The sequence below is a fragment of the Paraglaciecola sp. L1A13 genome, from assembly GCF_009796745.1.
GTDB lineage: Bacteria > Pseudomonadota > Gammaproteobacteria > Enterobacterales > Alteromonadaceae > Paraglaciecola.
The window spans coordinates 2,013,436-2,031,024 of sequence record NZ_CP047024.1; the positions used below are offsets into that span (position 1 = coordinate 2,013,436).

Sequence of the window (17,589 nt, forward strand, 5' to 3'; positions counted from 1 at the left end):
ATGAATTAAATGAAGATTACTTGCTTTAAAGCCTACGATATTCGTGGAAAGCTTATTGATCAGTTAGATGAGCGTGTGGCCTATCGAATTGGTCGCGCATTTGCCGAGCATTTTAATGCTAAAACAGTGGTGGTTGGTGGTGATATCCGTTTAACATCACAACCTCTCAAACTCGCTTTATCAGCGGGCCTGATTGATGGAGGCTGCCAAGTCAGTGATTTAGGCATGACAGGTACTGAAGAGATATACTTTGCTACTAAGCATCTAGGCGTGGATGGCGGTGTCGAAGTAACTGCTAGTCACAATCCCATTGACTACAACGGTATGAAATTGGTCAAAGAGGGGTCGCGTCCTGTCAGTGGTGATACTGGCTTATTTGACGTTCAAGCACTGGCTGAGAGTTACACTGATGCAGATGTCCAAAAAAATCTGGAAAAATATGTTGATACTTTTGTTAGCCAAGATGCATTCGTGCAAGGTCAATGCAGTGTATTAACTGAAAAGTTGTTAGCAACCGGTCAATATAAGACATTGTCTATCATGGATGCTTATGTTGAACATATGCTGAGCTACGTCAGCACCGATGGCTTTACCCCGCTTAAATTAGTCGTTAATGCAGGTAATGGAGCGGCAGGCAAGGCACTTGATGCGATCGAGGCAGCTTTTAAAAATAAAGGTGTACCAATCGAGTTTGTCAAAATCCATCATCAACCAGATGGCCATTTCCCTAACGGTATCCCTAATCCTTTGTTACCAGAAAGTCGTGCTGATACCGCTAATGCGGTAATCAAACATAAGGCAAATATGGGTATTGCATGGGATGGTGACTTTGACCGATGTTTCTTGTTCGATGAAACGGGTGAGTTTGTCGAGGGATATTATATTGTCGGTTTACTGGCTCAAGCGTTTCTTGATAAAGACCCTGGTGCGAAGGTTATATATGACCCCAGAGTGTATTGGAATACCGAAGATATAGTTAAAAGCGCCGGCGGTGTACCCATTAAAAGCAAAACCGGCCATGCGTTTATTAAGGAACGTATGCGTGCAGATGACGCAGTTTACGGCGGCGAAATGAGTGCACATCACTATTTTCGAGACTTCGCTTACTGTGACTCAGGTATGATCCCTTGGCTACTGGTTGCTGAACTTTTGTGTTTACAAAACAAGCCATTGTCAGAGATGGTAGCTCAGCGTATTGCAGCTTTCCCTTCATCCGGTGAAATTAATTCAGTTTTGCAGGACCCTGATGCCGCTATCGCGAATATTTTGCAAGCATATGAAGATAAAGCCAAGGTTGTAGATTACACCGATGGCATTGGTCTCGAGTTTGATAAATGGCGTTTTAACTTACGTAAATCAAATACTGAGCCTGTTATTCGTTTAAACGTTGAATCTCGTGGGGATATCAAATTGATGCAGGCTAAAACCAAAGAATTATTAGCCATGCTGAAATAGTATTAAGCACGTTTTGAAAAGAGGGTGTCTGCTTTAATAGTCAGCTTGTTTTAAATAAAAAAAATAGCGCCAATTGGCGCTATTTTTGTTAGTAAGTTCGAGGGTTATTTTTCGATTTTACTGTATTTACGTTGTACTTCACCAGTATAAAGCTGGCGAGGTCGGCCAATCTTTTGACCTGGCTGGCTCAACATTTCATGCCAATGAGATACCCAACCTACGGTTCTTGCTAGTGCAAAAATACAGGTAAACATATTAGTCGGAATACCGATGGCTTTTAAGATGATACCTGAATAGAAATCTACGTTCGGGAACAACTTCTTCTCAGCGAAATAAGGGTCACTAAGAGCGATACGCTCAAGTTCCATTGCAACATTCAACAAAGGATCATCAATATTCAACTCATCAAGCACTTCGTGACAACTTTCACGCATGACGGTTGCGCGTGGATCGAAGTTTTTATAAACGCGATGACCAAAGCCCATTAAGCGGAAAGGATCGTTTTTATCTTTTGCACGCTCAATAAATTCAGGAATGCGATCTACTGTACCAATCTCTTGTAGCATGTTCAAACATGCTTCGTTAGCACCACCGTGGGCTGGACCCCAAAGAGACGCAACGCCGGCAGCGATACATGCATAAGGATTAGCACCTGATGAACCAGCTAAACGTACGGTTGAAGTAGAAGCATTTTGCTCATGATCAGCGTGCAAAGTGAAGATTCGGTCTACTGCGCGTGAGACGACTGGGCTTATTTTGTATTTTTCAGCTGGTACTGAGAACATCATATTCAGGAAGTTTTCTGCATATGAGAGGTCATTACGCGGATAAACGAAGGGTTGACCTACGTTATATTTGTAACACATAGCGACCAATGTAGGCATTTTTGCTACTAGGCGATATGCGCTGCGTAAACGTTGCTCAGGGTCAGTTATATCTAGATCATCGTGATAGAAAGATGCCATTGCGCCAACAGTGCCACACAACATGGCCATTGGGTGGGCATCACGACGAAAGCCTCGGAAAAAATTATTTACTTGATCGTGAACCAAAGTATGTCGAGTGATCGTGTCTTTAAAGTCACGATATTCTTCCGTGGTCGGTGTTTTATCATGTAACAACATGTAACACACTTCGATGTAATCGGCGTCACGTGCTAACTCTTCGATTGAGTAGCCGCGGTGTAACAAAATCCCTTTGGCCCCATCAATGTATGTAATTGACGACTCACATGAACCTGTCGCCATAAAGCCCGGATCGAAAGTGAAATAACCGTGTGATCCTAATGTACGAACATCGATCACATCATTCCCTGCAGTGCCTGATAGAATCGGAAGTTCGACCTCTACGTTACCTGCTTTCAAAGTGGCTTTATTGTTTGCCATTTATTGCTCTCCTCAGAAAAGTTCTGTTTGCGATAGACAGTATTATATAATGTTTATCGGGGAAAATTGGCGCTATTTGTACTCAGGTTGACGCCATAAGTCAATTTAAAACCATTTTTGCTTAATAATTATTCACTTCCATTCTACCCTGATTATTCACCGTAATTATGTATGTTATTTATGTTCAATTATAAACCGTTAATATCGAAGAACAATTGTATTTATTGGCGCTGCTGGATATACTCCTGACGGTCGTCTAGCTATTGTTAACACGAATAATTAAAGCAACAAGTTGTTTACAATTTACTAACAGGCTTGACGGCAGGACACATAATCTTTAAGCGATTGTTAATGTGCAACACATTAACAAACAATGACTAGACAACCTACGGGTAAAACGGGCATCAAAACGTGAAAAAGCAGAGACCAGTTAATTTACAACTAAACACAATCAGTTTTCCCCCTGCAGCTATAACTTCTATCCTTCATCGCATTACCGGCGTCGCAATGTTTTTTGCGTTGTTATTTGTGATCTGGGCTTGGGCGGAATCTGTATCTTCTCCAGACGGTTTTGCATTTGTGCAAGAACAGATGTCAGGAGTGATCGGCAAGATAATCGCAATCGGTACTATCTCAGCACTGACTTATCACATTCTTGGTGGCTTACGTCACTTGGTGATGGACATGGGGCATTGGGAAGAACTTGAGTCAGGCAATAATAGCGCGAAGATTGTTATCGGTTTATGGATTGTACTGACCATCGTTGTAGGAGTTTTATTATGCTAACCAACCAAGCTAGTTTTAAACGCGATGGCGTGCAAGATTTTGTTACGGTGCGTGCAACAGCGATCATTATGACCGCCTTTACGTTATATATGCTGTGGTTCTTTCTAAGTACCCCAACGGTGACGTATGAAATTTGGCACGATTTATTCGCTTCGTTAGCCATGAAAGTCTTCACGTTTGCAGCACTACTATCACTAATGATGCATATTAGAATTGGTTTTTGGCAGGTGCTAACCGATTATGTTAAAGCGCCAGGTATTCGCGCTGTAGTGCAATTTTTTATTAACCTAGTAGCGTTTTCTTATGTCGCTGTGGGTTTATTTGTTTTGTGGGGTCTATAAATGAGTATTCCAGTTCACGAGTATGATGCAGTTGTAATTGGTGCTGGCGGCGCAGGCATGCGTGCAGCGTTACAGATTTCTGAGTCAGGGAAATCTTGTGCATTATTGTCAAAGGTCTTTCCAACACGCTCGCACACAGTTTCTGCTCAAGGCGGTATTACCGTCGCGTTAGGCAACTCCCATGAAGATAACTGGGAATGGCACATGTATGACACCGTAAAAGGGTCAGACTATATTGGCGATCAAGACGCTATTGAATATATGTGTAATACCGGTCCTGAAGCCATTATTGAAATGGAAAATATGGGCTTACCCTTCTCACGTTTTGAGAACGGAAAAATTTATCAGCGTCCTTTTGGCGGCCAATCACAAAATTTTGGTGGCGAACAAGGCGCGCGTACTGCGGCTGCAGCTGACCGTACTGGCCATGCATTGTTGCATTTGTTGTATCAACAGAACGTTAAAAACAAAACCAAAGTTTTCAGTGAATGGTATGCGTTGGATTTGGTTAAGAACCAAGACGGTGATGTTGTCGGTTGTACGGCTATCGATATTGAAAGTGGCGAAGTTGTATTCTTCAAGGCAAAAGCAGTTGTATTAGCAACCGGTGGAGCTGGGCGTATATTTGCTTCTACTACTAATGCACACATCAATACCGGTGACGGTGTTGGTATGGCGATTCGTGCTGGTGTGCCCATGCAAGATATGGAAATGTGGCAATTCCACCCAACGGGTATAGCGGGCGCAGGGACATTAGTTACTGAAGGCTGTCGTGGTGAAGGTGGTTACCTTCTCAATAAAGATGGCGAACGCTTTATGGAGCGTTATGCTCCAAATGCTAAAGATTTGGCTGGTCGCGATGTTGTGGCCCGTTCGATGATGACAGAAATTCGTGAAGGTCGCGGTTTTGACGGTCCTTTGGGTCCGCATTGTAAATTGAAACTTGATCACCTAGGTAAAGATGTACTTGAGTCTCGTTTACCTGGCATTCTGGAATTATCTCGTACGTTCGCGCACGTTGATCCGGTGAAAGAACCAATTCCGGTTATTCCAACTTGTCATTATATGATGGGTGGTATTCCAACTAACGTTAATGGACAAGCCTTAAGCATAGATGCCCAAGGCAATGAAAAACCCATTCAAGGTCTTTTTGCCTGTGGTGAGATTGCATGTGTATCCGTACATGGAGCTAACCGCCTCGGTGGTAATTCATTACTTGATTTGGTGGTATTTGGTCGTGCGACTGGTCTGCACCTTGGCAAAGCTATCGATGAAATCGACAGCCGTGATGCCACAGATGAAGACATCGATGCTGCATTAGCGCGCTTTAATCGCTGGGAAAATTCTGAACCGGGTAAAGGTGAGGATCCAGTGCAAATTAAGAAAGATTTACAGCAATGTATGCAGCTTAATTTCTCGGTATTCCGTGAAGGTGACGCAATGGCTGAAGGACTTAAAGAGCTTGGCAAAATTCGAGACCGCTTAAAAAATGCTCGTCTTGATGATAAGAGTAGCGATTTCAATACCGCGCGTATTGAGTGTCTTGAATTAGACAACTTAATGGAAACTGCATATAGCACGGCCGTTGCCGCAAACTTCCGTACAGAAAGTCGTGGTGCGCACAGTCGTTTCGATTTCCCAGACCGTGATGATGCCAATTGGTTATGTCACTCCGTTTACTTGCCTGAGGGTGACAAAATGTTGAAACGTGACGTAAATATGTCACCTAAACTACGCGAAGCTTTCCCACCGAAAGCTAGAACTTACTAAGAGGAGTTAAGCATATGCAATTATCATTTTCTGTTTATCGCTATAATCCAGATGTAGACAATGCTCCTCGTATGCAAGACTACACGCTTGAGGTTGAAGAAGGTCAAGACATGATGGTGCTTGACGCACTTATCGCGTTGAAAGAACAAGATCCAACGTTGTCATTCCGTCGTTCTTGTCGTGAGGGCGTTTGTGGCTCTGATGGTATGAACATGAATGGTAAAAATGGTTTGGCGTGTATTACTCCATTGTCCACACTGGGTCGTAAAAAAATCATCGTTCGTCCATTACCTGGTATGCCAGTTGTACGTGACTTGGTCGTTGATCTGACTCAGTTCTACACCCAATACGAAAAAATTAAGCCGTTTTTAATTAACGATAATAATCAGCCGCCCCCGCGTGAGTTTTTGCAATCACCCGAAGAGCGTGAGAAATTGGATGGGTTATACGAGTGCATTTTGTGTGCGTGTTGTTCATCATCATGCCCTTCGTTTTGGTGGAACCCTGATAAATTTATCGGCCCAGCCGGTTTATTGCATGCGTACCGCTTTTTAGCTGATACACGTGATACAGCTACCGAAGAGCGTTTAAGTGATCTTGACGATGCGTTTAGTGTGTTCCGTTGTCACGGAATCATGAACTGTGTGAGCGTATGTCCAAAAGGACTAAATCCGACCAAAGCGATAGGGCACATAAAATCTCTTTTGCTGCAGCGGGCTGTTTAGTTTTTAATTCTGTAAGTTAAGTCTTCAGAATGATAATGTCTAAATAGCCATCCCTAATAGGGTGGCTATTTTTTTAGTATATAAACTGTAGTTTAAGGTGAGCATCCGCAAACCTTTAAAGGTCGTGTGCAGCAGCACATATAATTGTGAGTCTTAATAAAAATCAAGGGACAACAATGCAACAAAGCGTGATGAAAGCATGGTGGGAGTCTTCTCACATGGCTGGTGGCAACGCTGCTTATGTAGAAGAACTATACGAAGCATATCTCGATGACGCGAAAAGCGTAACTGATGAATGGCGTGCTATTTTCGACAAATTACCGAAGGTCGAAGGAGCTGAGCTTGAGACTAAGCACAGTGAAATTCGTGATCAATTCCGAGCATTAGCTGCACTTGGCCCTGTCGCTCGAGCAGGCACGGTTCCAACAGGAACATCAAATGCAAGTGACGAGAAGCAGGTCAAAGTATTACAGCTTATTAATGCTTACCGTTTTCGCGGTCATCAGCACGCCAACCTAGATCCTCTAGAATTATGGAAGCAACCCAGAGTTCGTGATTTAGAGTTGTCGCATCATTCATTGTCAGAACAAGATTTTGAAACTGTATTCAATGTTGGCTCCTACGCGATAGGTCAAGACAGTATGAAACTAGGTGATTTATTTAAATCCCTAAATAATACTTATTGTGGCTCTATCGGTACTGAGTACATGCATATTACCGATACAGAACAAAAGCGTTGGTTACAAGACAAAATCGAGTCAGTACAAGCGAAACCGCAAATAACGCGTGACGAAAAAATGTCTATTCTTAAAGGCCTTGTTTCTGCAGACGGTATGGAAAAATATCTCGGCGCTAAATTTCCCGGAGCGAAGCGTTTCTCTCTAGAAGGCGGTGATGCACTAGTACCCATGCTAAAGGGCTTAATCAGTCACGCTGGCGATTGTGGTACGAAAGAAGTGGTTATCGGCATGGCTCACCGAGGGCGTATAAACGTTCTGGTTAATGTGCTGGGTAAAAATCCATCTGTCTTATTTGATGAATTCTCTGGTAAGCACGACAACACCTTAGGTGCTGGCGACGTGAAATACCACGCGGGTTATTCATCAGATTTTGCAACCCCAGGTGGTAATGTGCATCTTGCATTGGCGTTTAACCCTTCTCATTTAGAGATTGTTAACCCAGTGGTTATCGGTTCAGTTCGTGCACGTCTTGATCGTAGAAAATGTGATGATGGCTCAGTAGTGCTACCAATTACCATTCATGGTGATTCGGCAATTGCTGGTCAAGGTGTCGTGCAAGAGACATTCAACATGTCTCAGACTCGAGGCTTTAAAGTCGGTGGTACGGTACGTATTGTTATCAACAACCAAGTTGGTTTCACTACGTCGAACGCAGAAGATACACGCTCGACGCAATACTGTACTGATATCGCTAAGATGGTCCAAGCGCCTATTTTTCATGTGAATTCTGATGATCCTGAAGCGGTTATGTTTGTGACTAAATTAGCCTTGGATTACCGCAATAAATTTAAACGTGATGTGGTAATTGATTTAGTTTGTTACCGTCGTCATGGACATAACGAAGCTGATGAGCCTAGTGCAACTCAGCCGTTGATGTACAAGAAAATTAAGAAGCATGCAGTTCCACGTCAATTGTACGCAGATCAATTGTTAGCTGAAGGCTCAATTGAGTCTCACGAAATTGAAAAACTGGTGTCAGATTATCGTGCTGCACTTGATCATGGTGCTTGCGTGGTAGAAGAATGGCGACCAATGACTGAGCATTCAGTTGATTGGACTCCATTCCTAGGCCATGACTGGACCGCGCCCTACGCGAAAGAAATTAGCGTTGAAAAGCTTAAAGAACTAGGCGATAAGTTATGTACTTTTCCTGAAGATCTTAAACTTCAGTCGCGAGTGGCTAAACTATATCAAGACAGACGTTCCATGATGGCAGGTGAAAAACTGCTTGATTGGGGAATGGCTGAGAATTTGGCTTACGCTTCAATCGTTGATGCAGGATCAAATATTCGTATGACAGGCCAAGATTCAGGCCGTGGTACGTTCTTCCATCGTCATGCTGTTTTGCATGGGCAGACTAACGGTGAGACGTATATGCCTCTTACTCATCTGCATGCCGAACAAGGCAAAATGGAAATATACGATTCGGTGTTGTCAGAAGCGGCAGTACTGGCATTTGAATTTGGTTACGCGACGGCCGAGCCCGGTACATTAACGATTTGGGAAGCGCAATTTGGTGATTTTGCCAACGGTGCCCAAGTGGTTATCGATCAATTCCTCAGTTCAGGTGAAGCAAAGTGGGGCCGTTTATGTGGCTTAACTATGTTGCTTCCTCATGGCTATGAAGGCCAAGGGCCAGAGCACAGCTCTGCACGTTTAGAGCGTTTTCTGCAAATGTGTGCTGATCATAATTGGCAAGTTTGTGTACCCTCAACACCTGCGCAAGTCTTTAATATGTTACGTCGTCAAGCAATTCGGCCCATGCGTAAGCCTTTAATTGTTATGTCACCTAAGTCATTGTTGCGACATCCGTTAGCCGTATCTTCGTTAGAAGAGTTGTCTACTGGCGTGTTCCAAAACGTAATTGATGAAATTGATGAGATGGATCCTGCCAAGGTAAAACGCGTCGTGATGTGTTCAGGTAAAGTTTATTATGACTTGCTTGACCAACGTCGTAAGAACGAACAAGACGATGTGGCGATAATACGTATTGAGCAGTTGTATCCGTTCCCTCATGCGGAAATCGAACCTATCGTCAATAAGTTCAAACATGTTACCGATTGGGTTTGGTGTCAAGAAGAGCCTCAGAATCAAGGTGCTTGGTATTGTAGCCAGCATCATTTTTGGTCTGCGGTGCCAAACGGCGCAAAACTTAGCTATGCCGGTCGTAACGCATCTGCGTCGCCTGCGGTAGGGTATATTTCTGTTCACAACCAACAGCAAAAAGATTTGGTTGATGATGCATTAACGATTAAATAAGGAACCAGTATGACAATAGATATTAAAGTACCGGTATTGCCAGAATCTGTGGCCGATGCATCAATTGCCACTTGGCATGTGAAGGTAGGTGAACAGGTTACTCGCGATCAAAACTTGGTTGATATTGAGACCGATAAAGTGGTACTTGAAGTGGTTGCGCCAGCTGATGGGGTTTTAAGCTCTATCATCGATGAAGAAGGCGCAACGGTTTTAGGCGAGCAAGTAATTGCTAAATTTGAAGAAGGGGCTGATGCGTCAAAAGCTAAAGAGCAAAGCGCACCAGCGGCAGAGAAAACATCCAGTAATAAAGGTGAGTCAGTGGAGATTAAAGTACCTGTATTGCCCGAATCAGTGGCAGACGCAACCATAGCAACATGGCATGTTCAACCAGGCGAAGCGGTCTCACGTGACCAAAACTTGGTTGATATTGAAACCGATAAAGTGGTTTTAGAAGTCGTTGCACCAGCCGATGGCACATTGAGCGATATCATTGCTCAAGAAGGCGAAACCGTAATGGGTGAGCAAGTGATTGCTAATTTTAAAGCGGGTGCTGCCCCAGCTAAAGCTGATGCCCCGGCCAGTGCTGATAATGATGCTAGTGGTGCAGAAAGTGATGCGCTTAGCCCGTCAGTTCGTCGTTTGTTGGCTGAAAAGGGTATTGATGCTGCAAGCATCAAAGGCTCAGGTAAAGGCGGTCGTGTGACCAAAGAAGACGTTGAGAAATCATTGTCTGCGCCGAGTAAAGCCGCTGCACCAGCTAAAGCAGCTGATGTTGCTCCAGCATTGTCTGGCGAGCGCACAGAAAAACGCGTACCGATGACACGCCTACGCAAAACTATTGCTACTCGTTTGCTTGAAGCGAAAAACTCAACTGCGATGTTGACGACGTTTAACGAAGTTAATATGAAGCCTATTATGGATCTTCGTAAGCAATATCAAGAGTCGTTTGAGAAGCGTCACGGTATTCGTTTAGGCTTTATGTCTTTCTACGTGAAAGCGGTAACTGAAGCCCTTAAGCGCTTCCCTGAAGTAAATGCCTCTCTTGACGGCGACGATATTTGCTACCATAACTATTTCGATATATCGATTGCGGTTTCTACCCCACGGGGTTTGGTTACACCCGTGTTACGCGACTGTGATACGTTAGGTATGGCTGGTATCGAAGGCGGTATTAAAGCGCTTGCGCTTAAAGGTCGTGACGGTAAGTTGTCAATGGCAGATATGCAAGGCGGTAACTTCACCATTACTAATGGTGGTGTGTTCGGTTCATTGCTTTCAACGCCTATTATTAATTTACCCCAGAGTGCAATCTTGGGAATGCATAAAATCCAAGATCGTCCTATGGCGGTAAACGGTAAGGTTGAAATCTTACCGATGATGTATTTAGCACTTTCTTATGATCATAGAATCATCGACGGTAAAGAGTCGGTTAGCTTCTTGGTTACGATCAAAGAAATGTTAGAAGATCCAACACGTCTGTTATTGGATGTATAATCGGATCTAGACGGGGATATCAAATGATTTCCCCGAATCTCGCCGTTGTTATTTCTATGATTTCGGCTACCAAAATCAAGCTGTTAAACGCAGCTTTTGTTTAAATAAAACGGATAGAAAACCATGAATTTGCATGAATATCAGGGTAAACAATTATTCGCTGAATACGGTTTACCTGTATCTGAAGGATATGCTGTGGATACTCCACAGGCAGCAATTGAAGCTGCAGATCGTATTGGCGGCACTGAATGGGTTGTGAAATGTCAGGTTCACGCTGGCGGTCGTGGTAAAGCAGGTGGTGTTAAGCTTGTTAAAACTAAAGATGAAATCAAGGCGTTTGCACAAAAATGGCTTGGTACAAACTTGGTTACCTATCAAACAGATGAAGCTGGCCAACCAGTAAGCAAAATCTTGGTAGAAAGCTGTACAGATATTGCGCAAGAATTGTACTTAGGTGCCGTTGTTGATCGCGCTTCTCGTCGTGTTGTTTTCATGGCATCCACCGAAGGTGGTGTTGAAATCGAGACTGTAGCTGAAGAAACTCCAGAAAAAATTCTTAAGGCTGAGATCGATCCTCTTGTAGGCGCTCAACCTTACCAAGCACGCGAAATGGCGTTTAAGCTTGGTCTTAAAGGCGTTCAAATCAAACAATTCACACAAATCTTCTTGGGTTTAGCTAAATTGTTTGAAGAAAAAGACGTTGCACTGATTGAAGTTAACCCACTTGTTATTAAAGAAGACGGTAACCTTCATTGTTTAGATGCGAAAGTAGCGATTGATAGCAACGCTATTTACCGTCAACCAAAGTTGCAAGATATGCACGATCCATCTCAAGAAGATGCACGCGAAGCACAAGCAGCTAAGTGGGAACTTAACTACGTAGCTCTTGATGGCAACATTGGTTGTATGGTTAACGGTGCAGGCCTAGCAATGGGTACGATGGATATCGTTAACTTGCACGGCGGATCACCTGCTAACTTCTTAGATGTAGGCGGCGGTGCAACTAAAGAGCGTGTAGCTGAAGCATTTAAGATTATTCTTTCTGACTCAAATGTGGCCGCAGTTTTGGTTAACATTTTCGGTGGTATCGTTCGTTGTGACATGATTGCAGAAGGCATTATCGGCGCAGTTAAAGAAGTGGGTGTAACTATCCCAGTTGTTGTGCGTTTAGAAGGTACAAATGCCGAACTAGGTCGTGAAGTTCTTGCTAACTCAGGTCTAGACATCATCGCTGCTTCTAGTTTAACGGATGCTGCAAAACAAGTTGTTAAAGCTGCCGGAGGTGCTGCATGAGCGTACTAATCGACAAGAACACCAAGGTTATCTGTCAAGGTTTCACTGGTGGACAAGGTACTTTCCACTCAGAACAAGCTATCGAATACGGTACGCAAATGGTTGGCGGTGTTACACCTGGTAAAGGTGGTACAACTCACCTAGGTCTACCTGTTTTTAACACAGTACGCGAAGCCGTAGCAGAAACAGGCGCCACGGCGACTGTTATCTACGTGCCAGCACCTTTTTGTAAAGATTCGATTGTCGAGGCTGCTGATGCAGGTATCGAGTTGATCGTTTGTATTACAGAAGGTATTCCTACGCTAGACATGCTTTACGTTAAAGAATACGTAAACGGTAAAGGCGTTCGCATGATCGGTCCTAACTGCCCAGGTGTTATCACCCCAGGCGAATGTAAAATCGGTATCATGCCTGGTCACATTCATAAGCCAGGAAAAGTTGGTATTGTTTCTCGCTCTGGTACGTTGACCTACGAAGCGGTTAAGCAAACAACTGATGAAGGTTTTGGCCAATCTACCTGTGTTGGTATTGGTGGCGACCCTATCCCTGGTTCAAACTTCATCGACATCCTACAGATGTTCCAAGACGATCCTAAGACTGAAGCAATCGTAATGATTGGTGAAATTGGTGGAACGGCTGAAGAAGAAGCTGCTGCGTTCATCAAAGCTAATATCACTAAACCTGTTGTTTCTTACATTGCTGGTGTAACTGCACCTGCTGGTAAGCGTATGGGTCACGCTGGTGCCATTATCTCTGGTGGTAAAGGTACGGCTGATGATAAATTTAAAGCACTTGAAGATGCAGGCGTTAAGACTGTTCGTTCATTGGCTGACATCGGCAAAGGTCTTCGCGAAATTACTGGTTGGTAATCCCGTTTAGTCTTGATAAAAACCCGCTTTGAAAGCGGGTTTTTTTATGTCTATAGTCACGGCAAATAACGAAAATTCGCAGGTGGGATTTAACTTAATAGCTTTGTTAGCCATTGATGTACTTTCAGTGATAGCTGATCTGTATAGTCACCCAATATTCCTCTCGCCGCTGTGGGAATATGACGTGCAGGATCATGGTCGTTCTCAAGTAGGTAATGTTCTAACATACTTTGCCAAGCTTGCTGTTGATCTAAGGGTTGGCTCTTTAGTGCTTGTATTGCATGAATAAGCATAGGAAAAGGCTTTGCCGTTGTAACATAGTCGCTGTTCCACCAATAATTAATACGTTTTATCGCTTATTGATTCAATGTGATGCCACCAAGGGGAGGGGATGTAATTCGCATCACCGGGTTCCAGTTCCGCTGATAATCCTGCGGAATACGCCTGAGGATAATTAGGATATTTGTGTAAATCAGGGGCCCTTAAATCAACCAAACTGACGGGCTGCCCTGCAGGGGGGAAATCTAAGGGGCCAATATAAAGGTTTTTAATTTGTTGCGCAGGAAATAACGTAAATCTGCGTTTGCCGGCGGTGACTACCGCTATATTATGTGCTTCGTCAAAATGCGCCGCCACGGTAATCGGATTCCCTACCCAGATATAGAGATGACTACCAGATAGCAACGGATTATCGAGTTGCGAGCTCAGCCCAGGCAACGTTTCCCCTATTCGTGCGTTTTGTACGCAAACGCTATCACTAGCTAAACGGGATTTATAGCGCTATATATTTGCCAGTGCTTGCTGCAGGGTTCCTTGAGTTTGTTGAAAATACCCCCCATCATGGCGGCATCGTAAAACATACGTCCTTTAGTTTCTTTCGGCAAGACGATAACAGGTAGCGACTGGGCCTGGTCAAATTGACTTAAGTAGTCCACCAGAGCTTTATTTGATTGGCCTGCAGCCTCGACAATGGGCCAATGTTTGGCAAATCCTTAAAGCACTGCTGGTAAATAGTTACTCGTCACCTTTTGCGCGAAGTTCTCGGCTGTCACATCAAACACTTCCCTGGGATAAGGAAGCGCTTCCAACTGATATTTATTTTTTGGGGGGCTGATTCATTTTCAATACAAAGTGTATATCTAAAAGCATTAACCCCAAGGCTATCGCTGCAAACTATTCAAGAATAGAGTATCTGCATTTTTTATGGCTGTATCACCTTCTTATCCTTCCTCCTTCGCTGTTGCATTAAATATAGCTTTAATTCAGTGCCTTAATCTGTTTTGCATGCATAGTGTTATTTAGTGACTGTTAATAATATGTTGTTTATTTTCATTGAATACGTATGCAAGACATTGAGGCAAGGTAAGACTAAACGGTACTATCGCGGCAACTAGAACAAAGCTGTAACAATTGACTACAAGTTGTTAACCAAAATAACGGGTTAATTTCTGGGTCTAGAACCGGGACACTCATACATGAAAAATTTTAAACCTAATTTAATTAAAGCTGCACTTATCTCAAGTGGCTTTGCGTTTGGTATTTCACCTGTCGCATTTGCTCAACAAGCCAATGGGGACGCCGTTGGCGAAGACACTGAAGTGATTCAGGTAACAGGCATTCGGGGATCACTTATCCGGGCGCAAGCGGTAAAAATGGAGAACTCGTCTATTGTCGAAGCCATATCTGCCGAAGATATCGGTAAATTACCCGATTCATCTATCGCTGAGTCATTGGCCCGTTTGCCGGGTATGTCTGGTGAGCGAGTAGGCGGACGTACGTCAGGTATTTCGGTCCGTGGTTTTAAAGAAGATTTCACTGGCACCTCGTTAAATGGTCGTGAACTCATCGGTATCGGTGATAACCGTGGTGTTGAATATGATTTGTACCCGTCAGAGATTATGACCGGCGCAACCATCTATAAAACCTCTGATGCTGCCCTTATGGTGCAAGGTATCGGTGGTACTGTAGATTTACAAACGGTTCGCCCGTTACAGGCACAAGAAACCTTAACGATAAACGGCAATTATGGTATTTCAGGTCGTGAATCAGATAATCCAGAATTCGATAACAAAGGCCATCGTTTATCCTTATCTTTTGTGGAAAAATTTGCTGACGACACTATTGGTTTAGCCGTGGCATTGGCGACAACTGAGTCACCTAACAACCAACGTAAATATGGCGTGTGGGGCTATAACACAAACGACGATGGACAAATCACTCCATCTGGTCTAGACACACAAGCTATCAGTTCTGTATTAGAGCGCGACACAATTTCTGCTGTTTTACAGTTCCGACCTACTGAGGATTTAGATATTGTGATTGATGCCTTAGACATCAGCTATTCTGATTCAGGTGTGATACGTGGTTTTATAGAACCTTTCAGTACGGGTACTGTAACAGGGACTGGTCTCAACACTACAGGCACGCAAGTTGGCGTCAACCCTGTTTTGAGAACGGATCCGTCGAAAAAAGACGGAGATTTACAGGTGTTCGGTTTAAACGTGGGTTATCACATTAATGACAACTGGTCAGTTGAATTAGATATCGCCAACAGTGAATCTACTAAGCGGGATTTGCGTGGTGAGTCTTATGCGGGTCTAGCGCGTTCAGGTGCATTGGATTCATCAGAGCTGGGCTCTCGTGAATTCCAAATGAGCTCAGATGGCGTGACGTTCACTAATTCATCAGGATTAGAAGCATTTTCAGATCCCTCTGCGCTGCAGTTGACTGGCCCCCAGGGATGGGGCGGTGGTTTAGCCAACTTAGCCGACCAATTTACCAGTACCGAATTAACGGCTAATGGCACGCCGTATAGCTATCTTAATGCGCAAGATGGTTTCTTAAACTACGCCGATTTTAGCGAAGAACTTACGACCTATAAATTTGAAGTCGTTGGTCTGCTCGACGGTGATCTGTTCACCAAAGTGACGGCGGGTGTGAATTACAGCGACAGATACAAAGACAAAGTCAATAAAGGCTTTTTTGCCACGTCTTCATCGTATCCATCCTCTAGCGCTATACCTCAGGAATATCTTTATAGCGGCCTAACCGACTTAACGTGGGCTGGTTTGGGCCAGGTAGTGGCTTATGATGGTTTTGCACCCTACCAAGATGGTGAATACACCCTTAATGATGCGGGCCTACTTGAGCCTGACCGTTTAGGAGACACTTACGTGGTAGAAGAAGAAGTCACCACGCTATACGCTAAAGTCGACTTTAATACCGAGCTAGGCGGCTTTCCGGTGATGGGTAATATTGGTCTGCAATATGTGCAAACCGATCAGTCCTCATCAGGGTATACGGGTGTTGTTGGTGCTAACTTTGCCGTGTGTGATGCCGATAGCGATCAGCAAATCGATGCCGATTGCGCCTTATCTGTAAGTACAGATTACAGTCATGTACTACCTAGCTTAAACGTCAGTGTGGAAGTGGCGGACAATAAATTTGTACGTTTTGCGGCTAATAAAACCATTAGCCGGGCACGAATTGATCAAATGAAAGCGTCTGGTTATGTGAAATTTGATCAAAACATCGATCAAATCGCGGTAGAGAATACCCAAGCAGCAGTCGATACGTACGGTTCACCTTGGTCTAAGTTTGCCGGCAACCCGCTATTGGAACCATTTGAGTCCAACAACTTCGATTTGTCTTTTGAAAACTACTTTGAAGATGAAGGTTATGTCTCGGCGGCTATCTTTTACAAGGACCTAGTTAACTGGACGCGCGACGGTGACTTAGGTATTAATTTCCGTAATGATATTACCAACGATGGGGCTGATTATTTCATTCCAGGATTCCATGACCGTATTGCGCCAGAAGATGGTGAATACGGTCCTGCGGGAACATTCTATTCAGCAGGAGATGTGATCACTCCGCCTGATTTCGGAAGTTACTCTTTCTTTGAAGATGGTTTGAGCGGCGAAGTAAAAGGTTTGGAGCTAACAGCAAACGTACCTTTAAATATGTTAGCAGATGCTTTAGAAGGCTTTGGTATTGCAGCTTCGGCTACCTTGATTGATGCTGAGCTAGATGACGGCACTGCTATTCCAGGGCAATCCGATCGCACTTACTCGGTAACAGCATATTACGCGATGGGTGGCTTTGAAGTGCGTTTGGCCGGGACAGACCGATCTGAATTCAGCACTTATCAACGTGGTGGTTCAAACAAAATTGAAACGTCTACCCGTAATGCTGTGACCTTACTCGATGCGCAAATCAGTTATGACTTTGAAGATTCTGACATCGATTATCTTCAAGGCTTACGTGTTTCACTGCAAGGCACTAACTTGACCGATGTGGATGAGGAAACCGTTGATGGCAATGGCATAGTGACCACACGTCGTCAATTCGGGCCGTCTTATATGGTTAATGTTAATTACGCCTTTTATTAATTAGTCGTGGGCAATGGGCCTCTCAGCGTTTTCGCTGCAGAGGCCTTTTTTATGATTGAATGTGCGTCTTTGCAGACAGAA

General features: G+C 43.9%; 13 protein-coding genes. 10 read left to right on the plus strand and 3 right to left on the minus strand.

Annotation, left to right across the window (positions count from 1 at the left end; translation table 11 throughout):
- Positions 1 to 9: 9 nt before the first annotated feature.
- Entirely contained in the window at positions 10 to 1,455 is a 1,446-nt protein-coding gene (locus GQR89_RS08415; RefSeq protein WP_158769631.1) for a phosphomannomutase CpsG, read from the plus strand.
- A gap of 104 nt (positions 1,456 to 1,559) precedes the next feature.
- Here the strand turns inward: GQR89_RS08415 and gltA are convergent, their stop codons facing one another.
- On the minus strand, positions 1,560 to 2,840 hold the full coding sequence (gene gltA / locus GQR89_RS08420; protein WP_158769632.1) for a citrate synthase: 1,281 nt from the start codon (positions 2,838 to 2,840) through the stop codon (positions 1,560 to 1,562).
- A 411-nt stretch (positions 2,841 to 3,251) separates the two neighbouring features.
- Between gltA and sdhC the strand changes: the two genes are divergently transcribed.
- The 8 genes from sdhC to sucD all read left to right on the plus strand — a co-directional run bounded on the left by sdhC (position 3,252) and on the right by sucD (position 13,117).
- The gene (gene sdhC, locus GQR89_RS08425) at positions 3,252 to 3,626 is read left to right on the plus strand and encodes a succinate dehydrogenase, cytochrome b556 subunit (RefSeq protein ID WP_158769633.1); all 375 of its coding nucleotides are present in this window, start codon (positions 3,252 to 3,254) and stop codon (positions 3,624 to 3,626) included.
- Positions 3,620 to 3,967, plus strand: coding sequence for a succinate dehydrogenase, hydrophobic membrane anchor protein (gene sdhD, locus GQR89_RS08430; RefSeq protein ID WP_158769634.1), 348 nt, complete (start codon positions 3,620 to 3,622; stop codon positions 3,965 to 3,967). The genes sdhC and sdhD overlap by 7 nt, the downstream gene beginning before the upstream one ends.
- Positions 3,968 to 5,737, plus strand: a complete 1,770-nt coding sequence (gene sdhA / locus GQR89_RS08435) for a succinate dehydrogenase flavoprotein subunit (RefSeq protein WP_158769635.1) — start codon at positions 3,968 to 3,970, stop codon at positions 5,735 to 5,737.
- A 14-nt stretch (positions 5,738 to 5,751) separates the two neighbouring features.
- Positions 5,752 to 6,462: a succinate dehydrogenase iron-sulfur subunit gene (locus GQR89_RS08440; RefSeq protein WP_158769636.1), complete on the plus strand. Its 711-nt coding sequence runs from the start codon at positions 5,752 to 5,754 to the stop codon at positions 6,460 to 6,462.
- A gap of 176 nt (positions 6,463 to 6,638) precedes the next feature.
- Positions 6,639 to 9,461, plus strand: a complete 2,823-nt coding sequence (gene sucA, locus GQR89_RS08445) for a 2-oxoglutarate dehydrogenase E1 component (RefSeq protein WP_158769637.1) — start codon at positions 6,639 to 6,641, stop codon at positions 9,459 to 9,461.
- Positions 9,462 to 9,470: 9 nt separating this feature from the next.
- Positions 9,471 to 10,955, plus strand: coding sequence for a 2-oxoglutarate dehydrogenase complex dihydrolipoyllysine-residue succinyltransferase (gene odhB, locus GQR89_RS08450; RefSeq protein ID WP_158769638.1), 1,485 nt, complete (start codon positions 9,471 to 9,473; stop codon positions 10,953 to 10,955).
- Between the two features lie 123 nt (positions 10,956 to 11,078).
- Positions 11,079 to 12,248: an ADP-forming succinate--CoA ligase subunit beta gene (gene sucC, locus GQR89_RS08455; RefSeq protein ID WP_158769639.1), complete on the plus strand. Its 1,170-nt coding sequence runs from the start codon at positions 11,079 to 11,081 to the stop codon at positions 12,246 to 12,248.
- Complete coding sequence (gene sucD, locus GQR89_RS08460; RefSeq protein ID WP_158769640.1) at positions 12,245 to 13,117, plus strand: succinate--CoA ligase subunit alpha; 873 nt, start codon at positions 12,245 to 12,247, stop codon at positions 13,115 to 13,117. Before sucC ends, sucD begins: the two co-directional genes overlap by 4 nt.
- Before the next feature lie 89 nt (positions 13,118 to 13,206).
- On the opposite strand, the gene GQR89_RS08465 is transcribed toward sucD, so the two are convergent.
- Both GQR89_RS08465 and GQR89_RS08470 read right to left on the minus strand, forming a co-directional pair.
- On the minus strand, positions 13,207 to 13,410 hold the full coding sequence (locus GQR89_RS08465) for a hypothetical protein (RefSeq protein ID WP_158769641.1): 204 nt from the start codon (positions 13,408 to 13,410) through the stop codon (positions 13,207 to 13,209).
- A 46-nt stretch (positions 13,411 to 13,456) separates the two neighbouring features.
- Positions 13,457 to 13,834 (minus strand): cupin-like domain-containing protein, encoded by a 378-nt coding sequence (locus tag GQR89_RS08470; RefSeq protein WP_158769642.1) that lies wholly within the window; start codon positions 13,832 to 13,834, stop codon positions 13,457 to 13,459.
- Positions 13,835 to 14,592: 758 nt separating this feature from the next.
- On the opposite strand from GQR89_RS08470, the gene GQR89_RS08475 reads away from it, so the two are divergent.
- Positions 14,593 to 17,508 carry a TonB-dependent receptor gene (locus tag GQR89_RS08475; protein WP_158769643.1) on the plus strand — a complete coding sequence of 972 codons (2,916 nt, stop codon included), beginning with the start codon at positions 14,593 to 14,595 and terminating at the stop codon, positions 17,506 to 17,508.
- Positions 17,509 to 17,589: the final 81 nt, after the last annotated feature.

What these genes read in the sequence shown, in the direction of transcription:
- gltA (WP_158769632.1), bottom strand. Translation starts at nt 2,840, where the DNA reads ATGGCAAACAATAAAGCCACTTTGAAAGCAGGTAACGTAGAGGTCGAA.
- GQR89_RS08465 (WP_158769641.1), bottom strand. Translation starts at nt 13,410, where the DNA reads ATGCTTATTCATGCAATACAAGCACTAAAGAGCCAACCCTTAGATCAA.
- sdhD (WP_158769634.1), top strand. Translation starts at nt 3,620, where the DNA reads ATGCTAACCAACCAAGCTAGTTTTAAACGCGATGGCGTGCAAGATTTT.
- GQR89_RS08440 (WP_158769636.1), top strand. Translation starts at nt 5,752, where the DNA reads ATGCAATTATCATTTTCTGTTTATCGCTATAATCCAGATGTAGACAAT.
- sucC (WP_158769639.1), top strand. Translation starts at nt 11,079, where the DNA reads ATGAATTTGCATGAATATCAGGGTAAACAATTATTCGCTGAATACGGT.
- sdhA (WP_158769635.1), top strand. Translation starts at nt 3,968, where the DNA reads ATGAGTATTCCAGTTCACGAGTATGATGCAGTTGTAATTGGTGCTGGC.
- sucD (WP_158769640.1), top strand. Translation starts at nt 12,245, where the DNA reads ATGAGCGTACTAATCGACAAGAACACCAAGGTTATCTGTCAAGGTTTC.
- GQR89_RS08475 (WP_158769643.1), top strand. Translation starts at nt 14,593, where the DNA reads ATGAAAAATTTTAAACCTAATTTAATTAAAGCTGCACTTATCTCAAGT.
- odhB (WP_158769638.1), top strand. Translation starts at nt 9,471, where the DNA reads ATGACAATAGATATTAAAGTACCGGTATTGCCAGAATCTGTGGCCGAT.
- GQR89_RS08415 (WP_158769631.1), top strand. Translation starts at nt 10, where the DNA reads ATGAAGATTACTTGCTTTAAAGCCTACGATATTCGTGGAAAGCTTATT.
- sucA (WP_158769637.1), top strand. Translation starts at nt 6,639, where the DNA reads ATGCAACAAAGCGTGATGAAAGCATGGTGGGAGTCTTCTCACATGGCT.